The following is a 17,748-nucleotide window of genomic DNA, read 5'->3' on the forward strand; positions in this document are numbered from 1 at the left end:
ATGAATATGAAATGAATTAAAGATGTAAAAAAGCCCTTGCTTTATAGCGATGAACTGGTTTAGGTTAAAAGGCATCAAATGCATAAGCATTCAACGAGAAATTTTATGAACAGCATTCAATTTAAAAATCACCATCATCATCATCACCCTGACTAGTCTTTCAGGCGATGTGTGCTGGAAGACAGTTAGATCTTCCAGTGGTGCAGAACGCAAGAGAAAGCCCCCGGAAGATTGCACTTCCGGGGGCTTTTTTTTGGGCGCGAGTTTCGAGTAATTCAGACAGGACTACGAGGATATAAAAATGTTAGACAACACACGTTTACGCATAGCCATGCAGAAATCCGGTCGTTTAAGCGATGATTCACGCGAATTACTCGCCCGTTGTGGCATAAAAATTAATATGCACTCTCAGCGCCTGATCGCGCTGGCTGAAAATATGCCTATCGATATTCTGCGCGTACGTGACGACGATATCCCGGGCCTGATCATGGACGGTGTAGTTGACCTCGGCATTATTGGCGAAAACGTGCTGGAAGAAGAGCTGTTGAGCCGTCGCGCACAGGGCGAAGACCCGCGTTACTTCACCCTGCGTCGCCTTGATTTCGGCGGCTGCCGTTTCTCACTGGCTGTTTCCGTTGACGACCCGTGGGATGGCCCAATCAGTCTCAATAATAAACGTATCGCGACCTCGTATCCGCACCTGCTCAAACGTTACCTCGATGGTAAAGGCGTTCAGTTTAAATCCTGCTTATTGAACGGCTCTGTTGAAGTCGCGCCGCGTGCCGGTCTGGCCGATGCGATTTGCGACCTAGTGTCTACCGGCGCGACACTTGAAGCCAATGGCCTGCGCGAAGTCGAAGTCATTTACCGCTCCAAAGCCTGCCTGATCCAGCGCGACGGCGAAATGCCGGAAGCTAAGCAGCAGCTGATCGACAAACTGTTGACCCGTATTCAGGGCGTGATTCAGGCCCGCGAATCGAAATACATCATGATGCATGCCCCGACTGAGTGCCTGGAGGAAGTGATTGCCCTGCTGCCGGGCGCTGAACGCCCTACGATTCTGCCGCTGGCAGGCGATAAGCAGCGCGTAGCGATGCACATGGTGAGCAGCGAAACTCTGTTCTGGGAAACCATGGAAAAACTGAAAGCGCTGGGTGCCAGTTCAATTCTGGTGCTGCCAATTGAGAAGATGATGGAGTAACCGACCATGAGCTTTAATACTGTCATCGACTGGAACAGCATCAGCCCCGAGCAACAGCGTGATTTGCTGATGCGCCCGGCGATCTCTGCATCAGAAAGCATCAGCCTTACCGTGGCGGAAATTCTCGACAACGTAAAAACCAATGGCGACCAGGCACTGCGTGAATACAGTGCGAAGTTTGATAAAACCGACGTCGCCGCGCTGAAGGTCAGCGAGGAGCAAATTGACGCCGCAAGCAGTCGTCTGAGCGATGAACTGAAACAGGCGATGGCGGTAGCGGTGAAAAACGTCGAGACGTTTCACGTCGCGCAGATGTTACAGCCGGTTGATGTAGAAACTCTGCCAGGTGTTCGCTGCCAGCAGGTGACGCGCCCTATCGCGTCCGTCGGTTTGTATATTCCCGGCGGCTCTGCGCCGCTGTTTTCCACCGTATTAATGCTCGCCACGCCTGCTCGTATCGCGGGCTGTAAAAAAGTGGTGTTGTGCTCCCCGCCGCCAATTGCCGATGAAATTCTGTATGCGGCCAAACTGTGCGGCGTGAAGGATATCTTTAACGTCGGCGGCGCGCAGGCTATTGCTGCGCTGGCATTGGGTACCGAATCGGTGCCGAAAGTGGATAAAATTTTTGGCCCAGGCAATGCGTTTGTTACCGAGGCAAAACGCCAGGTCAGCCAGCGTCTGGATGGGGCCGCCATTGATATGCCAGCTGGCCCGTCCGAAGTGTTGGTGATCGCCGACAGCGGTGCAACGCCGGATTTCGTGGCCTCCGATTTGCTGTCTCAGGCAGAACACGGCCCAGATTCCCAGGTGATTCTGCTGACACCGGATGCTGATATGGCCGCTCGCGTCGCGAAGGCCGTTGAACGCCAGTTGGCTGAATTACCACGTGCCGATACCGCGCGTCAGGCGTTATCCGCCAGCCGGCTGATTGTCGCCCGCGACCTTGCACAATGCGTCGAAATTTCTAATCAGTACGGTCCGGAGCACTTGATTATCCAGACCCGCGAGGCGCGCTCCCTGGTCGACAGCATCACCAGTGCCGGTTCAGTATTTTTAGGCGACTGGTCCCCGGAATCGGCAGGCGATTACGCCTCAGGCACCAACCACGTACTGCCGACCTACGGTTACACCGCCACCTGTTCAAGCCTGGGACTGGCCGATTTCCAGAAACGCATGACCGTGCAGGAACTCTCGAAAGAAGGCTTCTCCGCGCTGGCTTCCACGATTGAGACACTGGCCGCCGCCGAACGTCTGACCGCACATAAAAACGCCGTTACCTTACGTGTGGCCGCACTCAAGGAGATGAAATGAGCATTGAAGAGTTAGCCCGTAAAAACGTCCGCGATCTGACACCTTATCAGTCTGCCCGTCGCCTCGGCGGCAAGGGTGACGTCTGGCTGAATGCCAATGAATTTCCGACAGCGGTCTCCTTCGACCTTTCGCAGCAAACGCTGAACCGTTATCCGGAGTGCCAGCCCAAAGCCGTTATCGAAAACTACGCGCAATATGCTGGGTTGAAACCAGAACAAGTTCTGGTGAGTCGCGGGGCCGATGAAGGGATTGAACTGCTGATCCGCGCATTTTGCGAACCGGGCAAAGACGCCATTCTGTTCTGCCCACCTACTTATGGCATGTACAGCGTCAGCGCCGAGACCTTCGGTGTGGAATACCGGACGGTACCCACGCTGGAAAACTGGCAGCTCGATCTGCAAGCCATCGCCGACAAACTTGATGGCGTAAAAGTCGTGTACGTGTGCAGCCCCAATAACCCGACCGGGCAGATTATCAATCCTCAGGATTTTCGCGTGCTGCTGGAGATGACCCGCGGCAAGGCGCTGGTCGTGGCCGATGAAGCGTATATCGAGTTTTGCCCGCAGGCGACGCTGACCGGCTGGATTGCCGAGTACCCGAATTTAGTGGTGCTGCGCACGCTGTCAAAAGCCTTCGCCCTCGCGGGACTACGCTGCGGCTTTACGCTCGCCAGCGAAGACGTGATTGCCCTGCTGATGAAAGTGATTGCGCCGTACCCGCTTTCCACCCCAGTTGCCGATATTGCGGCCCAGGCGCTGAGCCCGTTGGGTATCAATGCAATGCGCGACCGCGTGGCACAGATCCTCGAAGAACGTCAGTATCTGATAACGCAGTTGCGTGACATCGCCTGCGTTGAACAGGTTTTCGACTCGGAGACTAACTACATTCTGGTGCGTCTTACCGCATCAAGCGCGGTCTTCAAATCTTTGTGGGATCAGGGCATTATCTTACGTGATCAGAATAAACAACCTTCTTTAAGCGGCTGCCTGCGTATCACCATTGGCACCCGCGACGAGAGCCAGCGCGTCATTGACGCCCTTCGTGCGGAGAAAGTATGACCCAGAAGTTCCTCTTTATCGATCGTGACGGCACCCTCATTAGCGAGCCGCCGAGTGATTATCAGGTCGACCGGTTCGACAAACTGGCGTTTGAAGCGGATGTCATTCCTTCGCTATTAAAGCTGCAAAAAGCCGGTTACAAGCTGGTGATGATCACCAACCAGGACGGACTGGGCACCGACAGTTTCCCCCAAGCGGAGTTCGACGGCCCGCACAACCTGATGATGCAGGTGTTCACTTCTCAGGGCGTGCAGTTTGATGACGTGCTGATTTGCCCGCATGTCGAAACCGACAACTGCGATTGCCGTAAACCGAAGACCAAAATGGTGGCAGCGTGGCTGAATGACGGCGTGATGGACGTAGCCAACAGCTATGTGATTGGCGACCGCGCAACTGACGTCACCCTGGCGCAAAATATGGGGATTGTCGGCCTGCGCTACAGCCGCGATGACCTCAACTGGTTGAAAATCACTGAGCAGCTGACGAAGCGCGACCGCTACGCGCACGTGGAGCGCAATACCCGCGAAACGCAGATTGACGTCAAAGTATGGCTCGATCGCGAAGGCGGCAGCAAAATTAACACCGGCGTTGGCTTCTTCGACCACATGCTCGATCAGATTGCGACCCACGGCGGCTTTCGCACCGAAATCACCGTTAAAGGTGATTTGTATATCGACGATCACCACACCGTGGAAGACACTGGTCTGGCGCTCGGCGAAGCGCTGAAGCTGGCGCTCGGCGACAAGCGTGGCATTAACCGTTTCGGCTTCGTGCTGCCAATGGACGAATGCCTGGCCCGTTGTGCTCTGGATATTTCCGGCCGCCCACACCTCGAATACCGCGCCGAATTTACCTATCAGCGCGTGGGTGACCTCAGCACTGAGATGATCGAGCACTTCTTCCGCTCACTCTCCTACACCATGGGCGTCACGCTACACCTGAAAACCAAAGGCAAAAACGATCACCACCGCGTGGAAAGTCTGTTTAAAGCTTTTGGCCGTACTCTGCGTCAGGCGATTCGCGTGGAGGGCGACACCCTTCCCTCCTCGAAAGGAGTGCTGTGATGAACGTGGTTATCCTTGATACCGGCTGCGCCAACCTGAACTCGGTGCGTTCGGCGATTATCCGTCACGGCTACGAGCCGGTGGTCAGCCGCGACCCGGATATTGTGCTGCGCGCCGATAAACTGTTTCTGCCGGGTGTCGGCACCGCGCAATCGGCAATGGATCAGCTGCGTGAGCGCGAGCTTATCGAACTGGTCAAAGCCTGTACCCAGCCGGTGCTGGGCATTTGTCTCGGAATGCAACTGCTGGGCCGTCGTAGCGAAGAGTCGAACGGCGTCGACATGATTGGCATCATTGAGCAGGATATCCCGAAAATGACCGATTTCGGCCTACCTTTGCCGCACATGGGCTGGAACCGCGTTTATCCGAAAGCCGGTGATCGTTTGTTCCGGGATATCGAAGATGGCGCGTACTTCTATTTCGTGCACAGCTACGCGATGCCGGTCAATCCGTGGACCATTGCCCAGTGCAACTACGGCGAAGCATTTACCGCCGCAGTGCAAAAAGACAACTTCTTCGGCGTGCAGTTTCACCCCGAGCGCTCTGGCGCCGCGGGCGCGCAGCTGCTGAAAAACTTCCTGGAGATGTAATGATCATTCCAGCTTTAGATTTAATTGACGGCACCGTGGTCCGTCTCCATCAGGGCGATTACGGCCAGCAGCGTGATTACGGCAGTGACCCGCTTCCACGTTTGCAAGAATATGCTGCGCAGGGCGCTGAAGTACTGCATCTTGTCGATCTCACCGGTGCAAAAGACCCGACGAAACGTCAGATCCCACTGATTAAAACTCTGGTGGCAGGCGTGAAGGTTCCGGTGCAGGTGGGCGGTGGAATTCGAACGGAAGAAGACGTCGCGGCCCTGTTAGACGCAGGCGTCGCTCGCGTGGTGATTGGATCGACCGCAGTAAAATCGCCTGAAATTGTGAAAACCTGGTTTACGCGTTTTGGTGAGGAAAAACTGGTGCTTGCACTGGATGTCCGTATTGATGACCAGGGTACCAAACAGGTTGCAGTCAGCGGCTGGCAGGAAAACTCCGGCGTGACGCTGGAAGAATTGGTCGAAACCTATTTGCCCGTCGGGCTCACGCACGTACTGTGCACCGATATTTCCCGTGATGGCACGCTGGCGGGCTCCAACGTTTCTCTGTATGACGAAGTGTGCGCCCGCTATCCGCAGGTGGCATTCCAGTCTTCCGGCGGTATTGGCGGCCTCGAAGACATCGCCGCGCTACGCGGGACTGGCGTTCGCGGAGTGATTGTCGGACGCGCGTTGCTGGAAGGTAAATTCAACGTAACGGAGGCCATCCAATGCTGGCAAAACGGATAATACCTTGTCTTGACGTGCGTGATGGTCAGGTAGTGAAAGGCGTACAGTTCCGCAATCATGAAATTATTGGCGATATCGTCCCACTGGCAAAACGCTACGCCGAAGAAGGTGCAGATGAACTGGTGTTCTATGATATTACCGCCTCCAGCGATGGACGCGTGGTGGATAAAAGCTGGGTGTCACGGGTCGCAGAAGTCATCGATATTCCCTTCTGCGTGGCCGGTGGTATCAAATCGGTAGACGACGCGGCCAAAATTCTGTCGTTCGGCGCGGACAAAATATCGGTGAACTCCCCTGCTCTCGCTGAGCCTGAGCTGATTACCCGCCTGGCGGATCGCTTTGGCGTGCAGTGCATTGTCGTCGGGATCGATACCTGGTTCGACGCGGATACCGGCAAGTATCACGTCAATCAATACACCGGTGACGAAAACCGCACCCGGGTAACGCAATGGGAAACGCTCGACTGGGTGCAGGAAGTGCAAAAGCGCGGCGCGGGTGAAATCGTCCTGAACATGATGAACCAGGACGGCGTGCGCAACGGTTATGACCTTGCGCAACTCAAAAAAGTGCGTGACGTTTGTCGCGTACCAATGATTGCCTCCGGTGGCGCGGGTACGATGGCGCATTTCCTCGAAGCCTTCCGTGATGCAGACGTCGATGGCGCGCTGGCCGCGTCGGTGTTCCACAAGCAAATTATCAATATTGGCGAATTAAAAGCGTACCTGGCGACTCAGGGCGTGGAGATCAGAGTATGTTAACGGAACAACTGGACTGGGAAAAAACCGACGGACTGATGCCTGCCATCGTGCAACATGCGGTATCCGGTGAAGTATTGATGCTGGGCTATATGAATCAGGATGCCCTGGCCGCCACTGAGCAGAACGGCAAAGTGACGTTTTACTCGCGCACCAAACAGCGCTTATGGACTAAAGGTGAAACGTCCGGCCATTTCCTCAATGTGGTCAGCATCACTCCGGACTGCGATAACGACACCCTGCTGGTGCTGGTTAACCCCATTGGCCCGACCTGCCATAAAGGCACTTCTAGCTGCTTTGGTGAGACCGGTCACCAATGGCTGTTCCTGTATCAGCTCGAACAACTGCTGGCTGAACGCAAAACGGCGGACCCTGAAGGTTCCTACACCGCGAAACTGTACGCCAGCGGGACTAAGCGCATCGCACAAAAAGTCGGTGAGGAAGGCGTGGAAACCGCGCTGGCAGCCACCGTTAATGACCGTCATGAACTGACCAACGAAGCCTCTGACCTGATGTATCACCTGCTGGTTCTGCTGCAGGATCAGGAGTTAGATTTGACGACGGTCATTGAGAACCTGCGCAAACGTCATCAGTAGTCTTTTTCAGTCGATAAAAAACCGGGCGAAGAAATGCCCGGTTTTTTATTACTGAACTGAAAGCTTAGGCTTTCGGCTGATAGTTACGCAGTGCGTTACGACCCAGCACCACACCGGCACCAACCATACCGCCTAATAGCACGGACAGGATCAGGATGATAGCACGTTTCGGGCTATCACGACGGAACGGCAGCGTTGGCTTCATCACGTAACGATAAGCGTGAACATTCGTGTTTTTTGGCTGGTCGTTCTTGTCTCCTGACAATAGACTATTCACATTAAATAATGCCTGTCGGGTTTGATAATAGCTATCAGGGAATGTCAACGGGCGCGTAGATTCGTTTTTCACCATCGCACTCAGCGCATCGCTACCCAACATAAACATGGTGTCCTGTGAAACTTGCTCTGCCTGCTGCACTTGCGGCAATTTGAGATTTGACTGTTCCGCAACGGCCAAAGCCTGAGTAATTTGCGCGATACGCAGCGCTTTCTGCTCGATAGCGACTTTTTCTTGAGTAGCAAGGGATTGAGCAAGATCGATTTTGCGGGAGATAATATTAGCCTTAAGATCGCCCTCTACCGCTTTAGAAATCTCTACATCAATTTGTTGGATATAATTTGCCAATGTCTGTCGTGCATCTTCAGCCGTGCGCCCTGTATAAGACACACGAAGTGGCAGGTTTTGCCCCTTAACAACAGACTCAACACTCAGAATCTCCGGCTCCTCTTGGTTATCTAATGTCTCAGAGAGAGCTGAAAATGAAGCATCAAAGCGGGAGATGAGATCTTGCTGAATAGCGCCAATTGAAGGTGCACTATTGCCATACAAGATATTCATAGCATTAGAATAGCTAGAAATTTGACCAGAATCAGGCTGTGTGAGAATTGCAGTAGAGGTCCATTTCTCTTTTGCAATCAAAATATAACCTACGGCAAGAAGAATGGCGACAATCACACATACGGCAACAATGACCTTATCACGCCAAATTTGTATCATCAAATCAATGAGATCAATCTGCTCCGGCTCGCTGCTGTGGCCGGTAAAACTTTTATTGTTGTCCTGAGTCATACAAACCTTAACTGCACAATTTAAGAAAAGCCCACAAGGGCGAATAGTCTACCCACGCGTATAAGAATTACTATAAGAATAGTGCCCGAAGTCCTGAGAATTGACCAAAAAACCAGGCTACCCTAATTGTAGATAACGATTATCTTTTTGCATCCGCTAACGGTATGATTTTGCTTTCAGTTATGCCAGCATCCAACTGATGCATTTCTGGTCAAAATTTGAGGAAAAAAGATGAAATACCTGGTTACCGGCGCCGCCGGTTTTATCGGCTTCCATGTCAGCGAGCGTCTGCTGCAGGCTGGCCATCAGGTGGTGGGAATTGACAATCTCAACGACTACTACGACGTTAACCTGAAGCAGGCACGTCTGGGCCTGCTGCAAAAGCCTGGTTTCAGCTTCCATAAAATCGATTTGGCTGACCGCGTCGCGATGGCAGACCTTTTTGCGGGCGAGAAATTTGATCGTGTGATTCACCTTGCCGCACAGGCCGGGGTTCGTTATTCGCTGGAAAACCCACACGCCTACGCGGATGCCAACCTGATTGGTCACTTGAACGTGCTTGAAGGCTGCCGCCATAACAAGGTGCAGCACCTTCTGTATGCCTCCTCCAGCTCTGTCTACGGCCTGAATCGCAAGATGCCGTTCTCGACCGATGATTCTGTCGACCATCCGGTATCCCTGTATGCGGCGACCAAAAAAGCCAACGAACTGATGTCGCATACCTATGCTCATCTGTATGGTTTGCCAACCACCGGTCTGCGTTTCTTCACCGTCTATGGCCCATGGGGTCGCCCGGATATGGCGCTGTTTAAATTCACCAAAGCCATGCTCGAAGACAAAAGCATCGACGTTTATAACTACGGCAAGATGAAACGCGACTTCACCTATATCGATGATATTGCTGAGGCGATTATTCGTCTGCAAGATGTTATCCCTCAGCCGGATGCCAACTGGACGGTCGAAACGGGTTCTGCGGCTAGCAGCTCCGCACCGTACCGCGTCTATAACATCGGGAACAGCTCACCGGTTGAATTGATGGATTACATCACGGCGCTTGAAGAAGCGCTCGGTATTGAAGCTGAGAAGAATATGATGCCAGTTCAGCCGGGTGATGTGCTGGAAACCAGCGCGGATACTCAACCTTTGCAAGAAGTGACCGGCTTTAAACCCGAAACCACGGTTAAAGACGGTGTGAAAAACTTCGTAGACTGGTATCGCGGCTTTTATAACGTTTAATTCCGTTAAGCTTAATGCCAATAACAAAAAGGCCCTCAATTGAGGGCCTTTTGATATCAGAGCAGCTCTGGTTTAGTCGTTACCGAACAAATCGCGGGTATACACTTTGTCAGCCACATCAGCGAGCTCTTCTGCCATGCGGTTGGAGACAATCACATCAGCCTCCTGCTTAAACGCTTCCAGGTCGCGAACCACACGTGAGTGGAAGAACTCGTCTTCCTCCATCACCGGTTCATAGATGATGACCTGCACGCCTTTAGCTTTGATGCGCTTCATGATCCCCTGAATTGAAGAGGCTCGGAAGTTATCAGAACCACTTTTCATGATCAGACGATACACACCAACGACTTTCGGTTTACGCGACAAAATGGAGTCTGCGACAAAATCTTTACGCGTGCGGTTGGCATCGACGATAGCCGAAATCAGGTTATTCGGCACCGACTGGTAGTTAGCCAGCAACTGTTTGGTGTCTTTCGGTAGACAGTAGCCGCCGTAGCCAAATGACGGGTTGTTGTAATGATTGCCGATACGCGGGTCCAGACATACGCCTTCGATGATCTGACGACTGTCGAGCCCTAAGCTTTCGGCATAGCTGTCCAACTCATTGAAGTAGGCCACGCGCATTGCCAGATAGGTATTGGCGAACAGCTTGATGGCTTCGGCTTCAGTTGAATCAGTGAATAACGTCGGAATATTTTCTTTAATAGCACCTTCCTGCAACAGCGCGGCAAAGCGCTCTGCACGTTCGGAACGCTCGCCGATCACGATACGTGATGGATGCAGGTTGTCGTACAACGCGCGGCCTTCGCGCAGAAACTCTGGCGAGAAGAACACATTATCGATACCCAGTTCATCTTTAATGGACTGAGTAAAACCCACCGGAATGGTCGATTTGATGATCATCACCGCGTTTGGGTTGAATTCCACCACATCACGAATGACTGCTTCAACGCTTGAAGTATTGAAGTAGTTGGTCTTAGGGTCGTAATCGGTTGGGGTCGCGATTATCACGTAATCCGCATCACGATAGGCATCCTGCTTGTCGGTCGTGGCGCGGAAGTTAAGCGTTTTGGTTGCCAGGTATTCTTCAATCTCTTTATCTGCAATCGGCGATTTCTTCTGATTGAGCATGTCCACTTTGGCCTGCACGATATCCAGAGCCACCACTTCGTGGTTCTGTGCAATCAGAATGCCGTTTGAGAGGCCAACATAACCTGTACCGGAAATTGTAATTTTCATTAGAACGCAACTTTATTCAGTTAACGGTGAAGATGGCACCTGGCCATCACGATAAACAATAGCTGTTGGGGGTTTTACCCCTTACTCGGAGGCACTGTCAAGGCGAAGCCTTTCAATTCACCTGATGTTGCAGCGACATTCAGACTACTTCGAATAAACACGCGATTTTTGGTTAAAAAAAACCCGGAGACAAGGCTCCGGGTTTGATGTCATTTGCTGCTTAATTCAGATTATTCCATCCACTCGGTATGGAATACGCCTTCTTTATCAGTGCGCTTGTAGGTGTGCGCGCCGAAGTAGTCACGCTGAGCCTGGATCAGGTTTGCCGGCAGAACTTCTGCACGGTAGCTGTCGTAGTAGGCAATGGCAGCGGAGAAGGTTGGAACTGGAATACCATTCTGCACCGCATACGCCACAACGTCACGCAGCGCCTGCTGGTAGTCGTCAGCAATCTTCTTGAAGTACGGCGCCAACAGCAGGTTCGCGATGTCTGCATTCTCAACATACGCATCGGTGATTTTCTGCAGGAACTGGGCACGAATAATGCAGCCCGCGCGGAAGATCTTCGCGATTTCGCCGTAGTTCAGATCCCAGTTATTCTCGTTGGAAGCAGCACGCAGCTGGGAGAAACCCTGCGCATAAGAAACAATTTTACCCAGATACAGTGCGCGACGAACTTTCTCAACGAATTCAGCTTTATCAGCGGCAGGTTTTGCCTGTGGACCGCTCAGTACTTTAGAAGCCGCAACACGCTGATCTTTCAGAGAAGAGATATAACGTGCGAAGACAGATTCGGTAATCAGTGACAGCGGCTCACCGAGATCCAGAGAGCTTTGACTGGTCCACTTACCGGTACCTTTGTTCGCCGCTTCATCCAGAATCACATCAACCAGGTAAATCCCTTCTTCATCTTTTTTAGTGAAGATGTCTTTGGTGATGTCAATCAGGTAGCTGTTCAGCTCGCCGTCGTTCCACTCGGTGAAGACCTGTGCCAGCTCTTCGTTGGAGAGCTTCAGGCCGCCTTTCAGCAGAGAATAGGCTTCAGCGATAAGCTGCATGTCGCCATACTCGATGCCGTTGTGGACCATCTTCACATAATGACCCGCACCATCTGGACCAATATAGGTCACACATGGTTCGCCATCTTCGGCCACGGCTGCGATTTTGGTCAGGATTGGGGCAACCAGCTCATAAGCTTCTTTCTGACCGCCAGGCATGATAGAGGGGCCTTTCAGCGCGCCTTCTTCACCGCCGGAAACGCCGGTACCGATGAAGTTGAAGCCTTCTGCAGACAGTTCGCGGTTGCGACGCACGGTGTCCGGGAAGTAGGAGTTACCGCCTTCAATGATGATGTCGCCTTTTTCCAGGTAAGGCTTCAAAGATTCGATGGCTTTGTCCGTGCCCTCGCCCGCCTTCACCATTAACAGGATGCGGCGTGGCGTTTCCAGAGACTCGACGAATTCCTGCACCGTGTAGAAAGGAGCCAGTTTCTTGCCAGGGTTCTCGGCAATCACTTCTTCAGTTTTTTCACGGGAGCGGTTGAAGATGGATACGGTATAACCACGGCTTTCGATGTTGAGCGCCAGGTTGCGCCCCATCACTGCCATACCGACGACGCCGATCTGTTGCTTGGACATTACATACTCCTGTCTGGTGTGGTCACCGTGACTTATGCACGGTTTTAGTGTTTAGAGAATGTTAACTCAGAATTTGACAAACCGGTAGTAAGAAACAGATGAGATAAATATCTCAGGTCATAATGTAAACAGCACTTTCATCGAAAGTTATCTGAGCATAAGATAATTATATTTTAAGAAAATAGTTCACTAAACTTTTTCCCAACTTTATCTTTTTCAGATAGGATTGGATGATCAAGTAACCAGTCTATATTTAAAAACGGGTCGTTCCATAATAAACACTGCTCTGAGGTCGGGTCATAATATTGTGTGCATTTATATTCGAAGTCTGCAATATCTGACAGCACGATAAAACCATGTGCTAACCCAGGTGGGATCCAAAATTGTTTCTTGTTATCTTCACTTAAAATCACACTTTCCCAAACACCAAAGGTCGGTGAATCTTTACGGATGTCAACGGCAACATCCAGAACTTCGCCTCTAACAACTCGAACAAGTTTCCCTTGCGGGTTTTCAGTTTGGAAATGAAGGCCTCTCAATACTCCCTTTGAAGACCGGGAGTGATTATCCTGCACAAAGTCATGACCTATATTAAGTTCACTTTGATATCTATTTTGCTGAAAGGTCTCCAGGAAAAAACCTCTGTTGTCACCGAATACTTTCGGTTCAATTATTTTAACATCATGAATTTTCGTATCAATAACTTTCATATTATCTCACAGCTTAATAAGCGCCATCACGTTTAAGGACAACATTTATCGTTTTGAAAAGAATGGCGATATCATTCCATAACGACCAATTTTTAACATACCACGAATCAAAATAAACCCGAGTTTCATAATCAATATCGTTGCGACCACTTACCTGCCAAAGGCCGGTCATACCAGGTTTTGCCATCAAATAATAGTCAACATCATCACAATAACGAACAAGCTCATCATCAATTATAGGTCGTGGACCTACGAGGCTCATTTCACCTTTTAATACATTGAATAACTGAGGTAGTTCGTCAAGGCTCGACTTTCTTATAAAATGTCCTATTTTGGTAATTCGTGGATCATTTCTTAATTTAAAGTCTTTTTCCCACTCACACCGAGCATTCTCATCTTCAGCAAGTAATTTTGCCAACACCTCTTGAGAATCTAAAACCATCGATCTGAATTTTAAACATTTAAAATGTTTGCCATTCCTGCCGACACGCTTATGCCCATAGATTGCTGGACCACCATCCTTTTTTACCTGCCAATATAAATAGATAAGAAGAGGTGACGCCACGAGAATTATTGCTAATGCCCCCACGATATCAAAGGTACGCTTTGCGAACCTGGAAGTCCTGGTTGCGAGGTTATTATTCACTCTCAAAATCAATACTTCATGGCTAAATATAAATGCCATATCTGTACCATACAGTGGTAACCCACGAATAGTAGGAATAACAGAAACATGTCTAAACTTGTATTTTGAGAGTTTTTTTATCCAACTATTTCTTACATCCAGTTGCTCAGATTCAACGGCGATAATAAATTGAGTTGTTTTATCAATTGTATTTTTAAGTTCCTCAACAGTAGTATTCAGAATGGGACAGCCAAAAAGTTGACTATTTTCATTATCACTTTTGCCAACAAAAAAACGGACGTCATAACCTAAATTCTTCTCACTATTGATAGCAAGATAAGCATCGATGGCATTTTTTCCGCATCCAATGATAATAGCTTCACGCTTCCAGATACGCACCTTTTGAAGAAGTTGTCTGACTAAGGAACGTCCAACAGGCACCAAAACAAAAGCCAACACCCATGTAAACACCCAAATATATCTCGAGAAATGCCATTTAGAAAAGGCATTAATAGCAAGTTCAATAATAGCGAATATAAAGAGGGTTCGGAGAATTTCTTTCAATTCAAACCAAAAAGGTTTACGGTAAGTGTAATGTCGTAAGCGTACCCAAAACCAACCGATACAAATAACAGATAACGACACATGCATAATCAGCTTATCGTCAAACTCATCTTGCGGAATGAACGCCGGAAGATTTTGGAATAAAATATCAACTAAATATATTGACAAACCAAAAGAAACTATTAACAAAAACAAATCTACCAAGGCAAATGTAAATTTAGCGATGGTCAATTTTATATTGATACTCATTTTGATCTCACAACAATTGGTTATTCCCAATATTTTCTGTGCATGCTACAACACTTGACCCATCGAGAAGGAAGCGATTTATATTTTTTCCCCAATTTATAGCCGCAAATTTTGGCGAAATTATTAACCATAGATACGGGAATCCACAATGGCGCATGTTTTAGAAGATATTTAAGCTCTGATTTAATAAAGCGTTTTCCTTCACCACTAGCACCGCCAAAATTTTCAGAAATCCACGATTCAGTCGCATGGAAGACACCAATATCAAAATACCGTTTAAACTCTTCTACTGCAGAATAGTTATGTGAATGTTTAGCCAAGGCACTGGCCGCGTAACCAATTTTATAACCATTCTGTAGTGATCTGGCGGCAAAAAACATATCTTCACATAAAATAGTATTCACAGGGAAGAAACCAATTGTTTTTAGCGCGTTAATTTTATACGCTGAAAATGAGTTTGAAAGAAATGCTTTTTTTATTCCTACAACATTACTATCCGAGAAACTGGTAACGTAACTTTTTGAAGGGTAATTATAATATCTTGCATGTCGGGATATCGGGTTAGCATCATCATGCGGTAATTGACGCCCGTATACAGCTGCTAGCTCTGAATCAGACTCCAGGAAGGAGATAATATTTAAAATGCTATCTGTACCTTCCAGTAAACAATCCTGGGTAAGAAAAATGATAATATCAGTGTCATCATTAGCCAAGCTAATGCCATCGTTTCTTGTTTTACCGTGATTAAACTCCGATGAAGGTATTACATGCAATTTAAAACCGTTATCTAATGCGATTTGTGCTGAATCATCCGCGGATGAAGAATCTATTACGATCACTTGTCCTAAAAAGTTGTTTTTTATTCGTGATGCACACTCCGTCCAAATTACGCCACCATTATAAACAGGCACTACAATAGTTACCTTAGACTTCATCACTCACCCTCAAAATTCCAAAACACATAGACAAAAAAGAAAACAAAATTCCTAATAATAGAATGTTTTCGGAATCCATAAACAAAAAAACAGCGCAATCTTTTAATCCAACTTTGCTCAAACGAGTCAATAAACGATTTAAGCTCTTTTAACCTGTGGCTATTTTCACCACTATTATGAGTATAAAATAATTTCGCTTGAGCTTTTGTTTTATTAACAGAATCTCTGGCGCTTTCAAAAAGCAAAGGGAAATTTCTAAATGACTGCAAAAGTGATGATATATTTAATTGTTTTGCTCCAACCTGATTATTTGAATGCTGTCTGTATAAAATCGTAGGCTTATCGATGAAGTAGATTTCACCATAAAAACTGACATATAGCGCTATATACCAGTCATGCATTATGCTGTAAGTGAAATCCACATCCTTTATCAACTTAAAAGCCGATTTATTGATTGCCATAACACAACCAGTAACATTATTTTGCGTTATCAACTCATTGAATGTTGCGTTTTTATTTAGCTTTTGACTGTCAAACATCGACAAATAATTAGGGAATAAACACTCGTCAACAACTGTCAAATCAGAATGCAATAATAAAGGTACATTGCTATCGCGTTCTATAAACTCATCAAGGAAAAGTTTTAATTTATTTGGTAGCCAAAAATCATCCTGGTCACAAAAAAACATGTAATCACTATCGTCTGGGATATTATTCACCAAAAAAAGAAAGTTATTCTTTACACCACCCTTACGTTCACTATCTATCAAATTTAAAAATTTATGTTTTTCAGACAGACCTTTGATAATTTCTACCGTATTATCTGAGGAAGCATCGTCTGAAATGAAAACATTAAAATCGTATTCGTTAGTTAATGAACGAATCCCCAGAGCAATGGAATCAATTTGTTGATGGACATACTTTGAACCATTATAAGTGGCGAGTAATATTGAAACCTTTTTTTTATACATTTAATTGCTAGCCCCTGCTGGCTCCCATGTGTCCCAAAAATAAGCAACCGTTTTATTTCGCCTAATGTCATAGGCATGGTCATCAGTAACAATATAAGAAAGGTAGTTTTTTGCCGGTATTATATTTTCGATTGCTGAATCCGTAGTTAAAGCATCAACCATAGTATGTAAGGAATAGATTATAACAACGAATATTATTATGTATGATACGCCCTTATTTTCAATTACCTTTAGTGACAGAAATACTGACAGGAGCATAAATAAAACAAAATAAAGCGAGATACGTACCCACATTGTTTCAGAACTATAAAATAGATTTTCATATAGCACCTGTAACAAAAAGGCTGAAAAAGAGATAGATAACATGTTCAGGTAAGCATGATCGCCACAACCTTCACGCGAAAACTTTGCTTTTACTTTCATGTATAAATAAAACACAACCAATACAAAAATATTTCTGAAAACATGTTTTATCGTTAGTGGACTTCCGCCACCATAAGAAAGATAGACTTCTAACTTAGTTACAGCTATAGAGTTTGGAGCAATCATTTTCCCTATACTTAAAATCCCGGTTAATATATCGAAATGAGAAATACTTAATGCAAAGGTAATGATAGCGAGCACGACTAAAATAGATTGTAGAAACCAACTTCTATATATAAAGTATAGCGGCAACGTAACAAGTAACGTAATATGGAACGTTGAACCACATAGGATCAATAATAAAAATAGGTTTTTTTTATTTGCAACTAAAGCTGACACTGCATACAATAAAAAAATTAGCGCGAACTGCTGCCGCAAATTCTCAATCATTAACTGTGTAGTCAATGCGATAAAAAGGACAAATAACAACACATTACATTCTGGTGTGACTTTTTTTATAAAATCAAATATAGCTACAGCTGCAATTATTTTCAGTAAAAAATAAAAAGCAAAAAAACTGATATTGAGATAAGAAAAAAATCTCATAAGAATTCCAAAACCAAACTCTACTGTTATTCCATCATAACTATCATAATTATCATACTTACTTTTATACAAAAACCAATCAACACCAACCTTATATTCCAGACAACAAAATATTATATATGCACTTATGACTACTAATCCAAGAAATAATGTTGATCGCTTATTTAATGGAATGAGGCCTAACAAAGTAAAAACTGGCACCAATAGAAAGTACATCATTATAAAATCATCT

18 protein-coding genes and 1 other annotated feature are annotated in these 17,748 nt (G+C 47.4%); of the genes, 10 read left to right on the forward strand and 8 right to left on the reverse strand.

The annotated features are described in order from the left end of the window. Positions 1-105: 105 nt before the first annotated feature. The 9 genes from hisL to hisIE all read left to right on the forward strand — a co-directional run bounded on the left by hisL (position 106) and on the right by hisIE (position 7,312). Positions 106-156: a his operon leader peptide gene (gene hisL / locus MUU46_RS15525; RefSeq protein WP_258966021.1), complete on the forward strand. Its 51-nt coding sequence runs from the start codon at positions 106-108 to the stop codon at positions 154-156. Beyond that, positions 132-255 (forward strand) — a sequence feature (His leader region). Its footprint overlaps the gene before it by 25 nt. 46 nt (positions 256-301) lie before the next feature. Then, the gene (gene hisG, locus MUU46_RS15530) at positions 302-1,201 is read left to right on the forward strand and encodes an ATP phosphoribosyltransferase (protein ID WP_159753149.1); all 900 of its coding nucleotides are present in this window, start codon (positions 302-304) and stop codon (positions 1,199-1,201) included. A 6-nt stretch (positions 1,202-1,207) separates the two neighbouring features. Continuing rightward, positions 1,208-2,512 (forward strand): histidinol dehydrogenase, encoded by a 1,305-nt coding sequence (gene hisD / locus MUU46_RS15535; RefSeq protein WP_159753147.1) that lies wholly within the window; start codon positions 1,208-1,210, stop codon positions 2,510-2,512. Further along, on the forward strand, positions 2,509-3,570 hold the full coding sequence (hisC, locus tag MUU46_RS15540) for a histidinol-phosphate transaminase (RefSeq protein WP_258965960.1): 1,062 nt from the start codon (positions 2,509-2,511) through the stop codon (positions 3,568-3,570). The genes hisD and hisC overlap by 4 nt, the downstream gene beginning before the upstream one ends. Continuing rightward, complete coding sequence (gene hisB, locus MUU46_RS15545) at positions 3,567-4,634, forward strand: bifunctional histidinol-phosphatase/imidazoleglycerol-phosphate dehydratase HisB (RefSeq protein WP_258965961.1); 1,068 nt, start codon at positions 3,567-3,569, stop codon at positions 4,632-4,634. The genes hisC and hisB overlap by 4 nt, the downstream gene beginning before the upstream one ends. Next, on the forward strand, positions 4,634-5,224 hold the full coding sequence (hisH, locus tag MUU46_RS15550) for an imidazole glycerol phosphate synthase subunit HisH (RefSeq protein WP_159753141.1): 591 nt from the start codon (positions 4,634-4,636) through the stop codon (positions 5,222-5,224). Before hisB ends, hisH begins: the two co-directional genes overlap by 1 nt. After that, positions 5,224-5,961: a 1-(5-phosphoribosyl)-5-[(5-phosphoribosylamino)methylideneamino]imidazole-4-carboxamide isomerase gene (hisA, locus tag MUU46_RS15555; RefSeq protein WP_258965962.1), complete on the forward strand. Its 738-nt coding sequence runs from the start codon at positions 5,224-5,226 to the stop codon at positions 5,959-5,961. The genes hisH and hisA overlap by 1 nt, the downstream gene beginning before the upstream one ends. Beyond that, positions 5,943-6,719, forward strand: a complete 777-nt coding sequence (hisF, locus tag MUU46_RS15560; RefSeq protein ID WP_159753137.1) for an imidazole glycerol phosphate synthase subunit HisF — start codon at positions 5,943-5,945, stop codon at positions 6,717-6,719. Before hisA ends, hisF begins: the two co-directional genes overlap by 19 nt. Then, positions 6,713-7,312 carry a bifunctional phosphoribosyl-AMP cyclohydrolase/phosphoribosyl-ATP diphosphatase HisIE gene (hisIE, locus tag MUU46_RS15565; RefSeq protein ID WP_258965963.1) on the forward strand — a complete coding sequence of 200 codons (600 nt, stop codon included), beginning with the start codon at positions 6,713-6,715 and terminating at the stop codon, positions 7,310-7,312. The genes hisF and hisIE overlap by 7 nt, the downstream gene beginning before the upstream one ends. A 64-nt stretch (positions 7,313-7,376) precedes the next feature. Here the strand turns inward: hisIE and wzzB are convergent, their stop codons facing one another. Then, a complete protein-coding gene (wzzB, locus tag MUU46_RS15570; protein ID WP_258965964.1) occupies positions 7,377-8,381 on the reverse strand; it encodes an LPS O-antigen chain length determinant protein WzzB in 1,005 nt (334 codons plus the stop codon). Positions 8,382-8,612: 231 nt separating this feature from the next. Between wzzB and MUU46_RS15575 the strand changes: the two genes are divergently transcribed. Continuing rightward, entirely contained in the window at positions 8,613-9,617 is a 1,005-nt protein-coding gene (locus MUU46_RS15575) for an NAD-dependent epimerase (protein WP_258965965.1), read from the forward strand. A gap of 72 nt (positions 9,618-9,689) precedes the next feature. Here the strand turns inward: MUU46_RS15575 and ugd are convergent, their stop codons facing one another. The 7 genes from ugd to MUU46_RS15610 form a co-directional block, all read right to left on the reverse strand. Beyond that, positions 9,690-10,856 carry a UDP-glucose 6-dehydrogenase gene (ugd, locus tag MUU46_RS15580; protein WP_258965966.1) on the reverse strand — a complete coding sequence of 389 codons (1,167 nt, stop codon included), beginning with the start codon at positions 10,854-10,856 and terminating at the stop codon, positions 9,690-9,692. 230 nt (positions 10,857-11,086) lie between these two features. Further along, a complete protein-coding gene (gnd, locus tag MUU46_RS15585; protein WP_159753127.1) occupies positions 11,087-12,493 on the reverse strand; it encodes an NADP-dependent phosphogluconate dehydrogenase in 1,407 nt (468 codons plus the stop codon). Between the two features lie 173 nt (positions 12,494-12,666). Next, a complete protein-coding gene (gene rfbC, locus MUU46_RS15590; RefSeq protein WP_258965967.1) occupies positions 12,667-13,203 on the reverse strand; it encodes a dTDP-4-dehydrorhamnose 3,5-epimerase in 537 nt (178 codons plus the stop codon). Positions 13,204-13,216: 13 nt separating this feature from the next. Beyond that, the gene (gene wbaP / locus MUU46_RS15595; protein ID WP_258965968.1) at positions 13,217-14,641 is read right to left on the reverse strand and encodes an undecaprenyl-phosphate galactose phosphotransferase WbaP; all 1,425 of its coding nucleotides are present in this window, start codon (positions 14,639-14,641) and stop codon (positions 13,217-13,219) included. 20 nt (positions 14,642-14,661) lie between these two features. Further along, a complete protein-coding gene (locus MUU46_RS15600) occupies positions 14,662-15,576 on the reverse strand; it encodes a glycosyltransferase family 2 protein (protein ID WP_258965969.1) in 915 nt (304 codons plus the stop codon). After that, positions 15,576-16,547 (reverse strand): glycosyltransferase family 2 protein, encoded by a 972-nt coding sequence (locus MUU46_RS15605; protein WP_258965970.1) that lies wholly within the window; start codon positions 16,545-16,547, stop codon positions 15,576-15,578. Before MUU46_RS15605 ends, MUU46_RS15600 begins: the two co-directional genes overlap by 1 nt. Further along, positions 16,548-17,735: an EpsG family protein gene (locus MUU46_RS15610; protein ID WP_258965971.1), complete on the reverse strand. Its 1,188-nt coding sequence runs from the start codon at positions 17,733-17,735 to the stop codon at positions 16,548-16,550. Between the last annotated feature and the right edge of the window lie 13 nt (positions 17,736-17,748).

Source organism: Scandinavium tedordense (assembly GCF_024764965.1).
GTDB classification, from domain to species: Bacteria; Pseudomonadota; Gammaproteobacteria; order Enterobacterales; family Enterobacteriaceae; genus Scandinavium; species Scandinavium tedordense.

Excerpts from the sequence above, each read along its gene's own strand:
- hisG (WP_159753149.1), top strand. The coding sequence starts at position 302 with ATGTTAGACAACACACGTTTACGCATAGCCATGCAGAAATCCGGTCGT.
- gnd (WP_159753127.1), bottom strand. The coding sequence starts at position 12,493 with ATGTCCAAGCAACAGATCGGCGTCGTCGGTATGGCAGTGATGGGGCGC.
- hisC (WP_258965960.1), top strand. The coding sequence starts at position 2,509 with ATGAGCATTGAAGAGTTAGCCCGTAAAAACGTCCGCGATCTGACACCT.
- MUU46_RS15605 (WP_258965970.1), bottom strand. The coding sequence starts at position 16,547 with ATGTATAAAAAAAAGGTTTCAATATTACTCGCCACTTATAATGGTTCA.
- MUU46_RS15600 (WP_258965969.1), bottom strand. The coding sequence starts at position 15,576 with ATGAAGTCTAAGGTAACTATTGTAGTGCCTGTTTATAATGGTGGCGTA.
- rfbC (WP_258965967.1), bottom strand. The coding sequence starts at position 13,203 with ATGAAAGTTATTGATACGAAAATTCATGATGTTAAAATAATTGAACCG.
- hisD (WP_159753147.1), top strand. The coding sequence starts at position 1,208 with ATGAGCTTTAATACTGTCATCGACTGGAACAGCATCAGCCCCGAGCAA.
- ugd (WP_258965966.1), bottom strand. The coding sequence starts at position 10,856 with ATGAAAATTACAATTTCCGGTACAGGTTATGTTGGCCTCTCAAACGGC.
- hisA (WP_258965962.1), top strand. The coding sequence starts at position 5,224 with ATGATCATTCCAGCTTTAGATTTAATTGACGGCACCGTGGTCCGTCTC.
- MUU46_RS15610 (WP_258965971.1), bottom strand. The coding sequence starts at position 17,735 with ATGATGTACTTTCTATTGGTGCCAGTTTTTACTTTGTTAGGCCTCATT.
- hisB (WP_258965961.1), top strand. The coding sequence starts at position 3,567 with ATGACCCAGAAGTTCCTCTTTATCGATCGTGACGGCACCCTCATTAGC.
- wbaP (WP_258965968.1), bottom strand. The coding sequence starts at position 14,641 with ATGAGTATCAATATAAAATTGACCATCGCTAAATTTACATTTGCCTTG.
- hisF (WP_159753137.1), top strand. The coding sequence starts at position 5,943 with ATGCTGGCAAAACGGATAATACCTTGTCTTGACGTGCGTGATGGTCAG.
- MUU46_RS15575 (WP_258965965.1), top strand. The coding sequence starts at position 8,613 with ATGAAATACCTGGTTACCGGCGCCGCCGGTTTTATCGGCTTCCATGTC.
- hisH (WP_159753141.1), top strand. The coding sequence starts at position 4,634 with ATGAACGTGGTTATCCTTGATACCGGCTGCGCCAACCTGAACTCGGTG.
- hisIE (WP_258965963.1), top strand. The coding sequence starts at position 6,713 with ATGTTAACGGAACAACTGGACTGGGAAAAAACCGACGGACTGATGCCT.
- wzzB (WP_258965964.1), bottom strand. The coding sequence starts at position 8,381 with ATGACTCAGGACAACAATAAAAGTTTTACCGGCCACAGCAGCGAGCCG.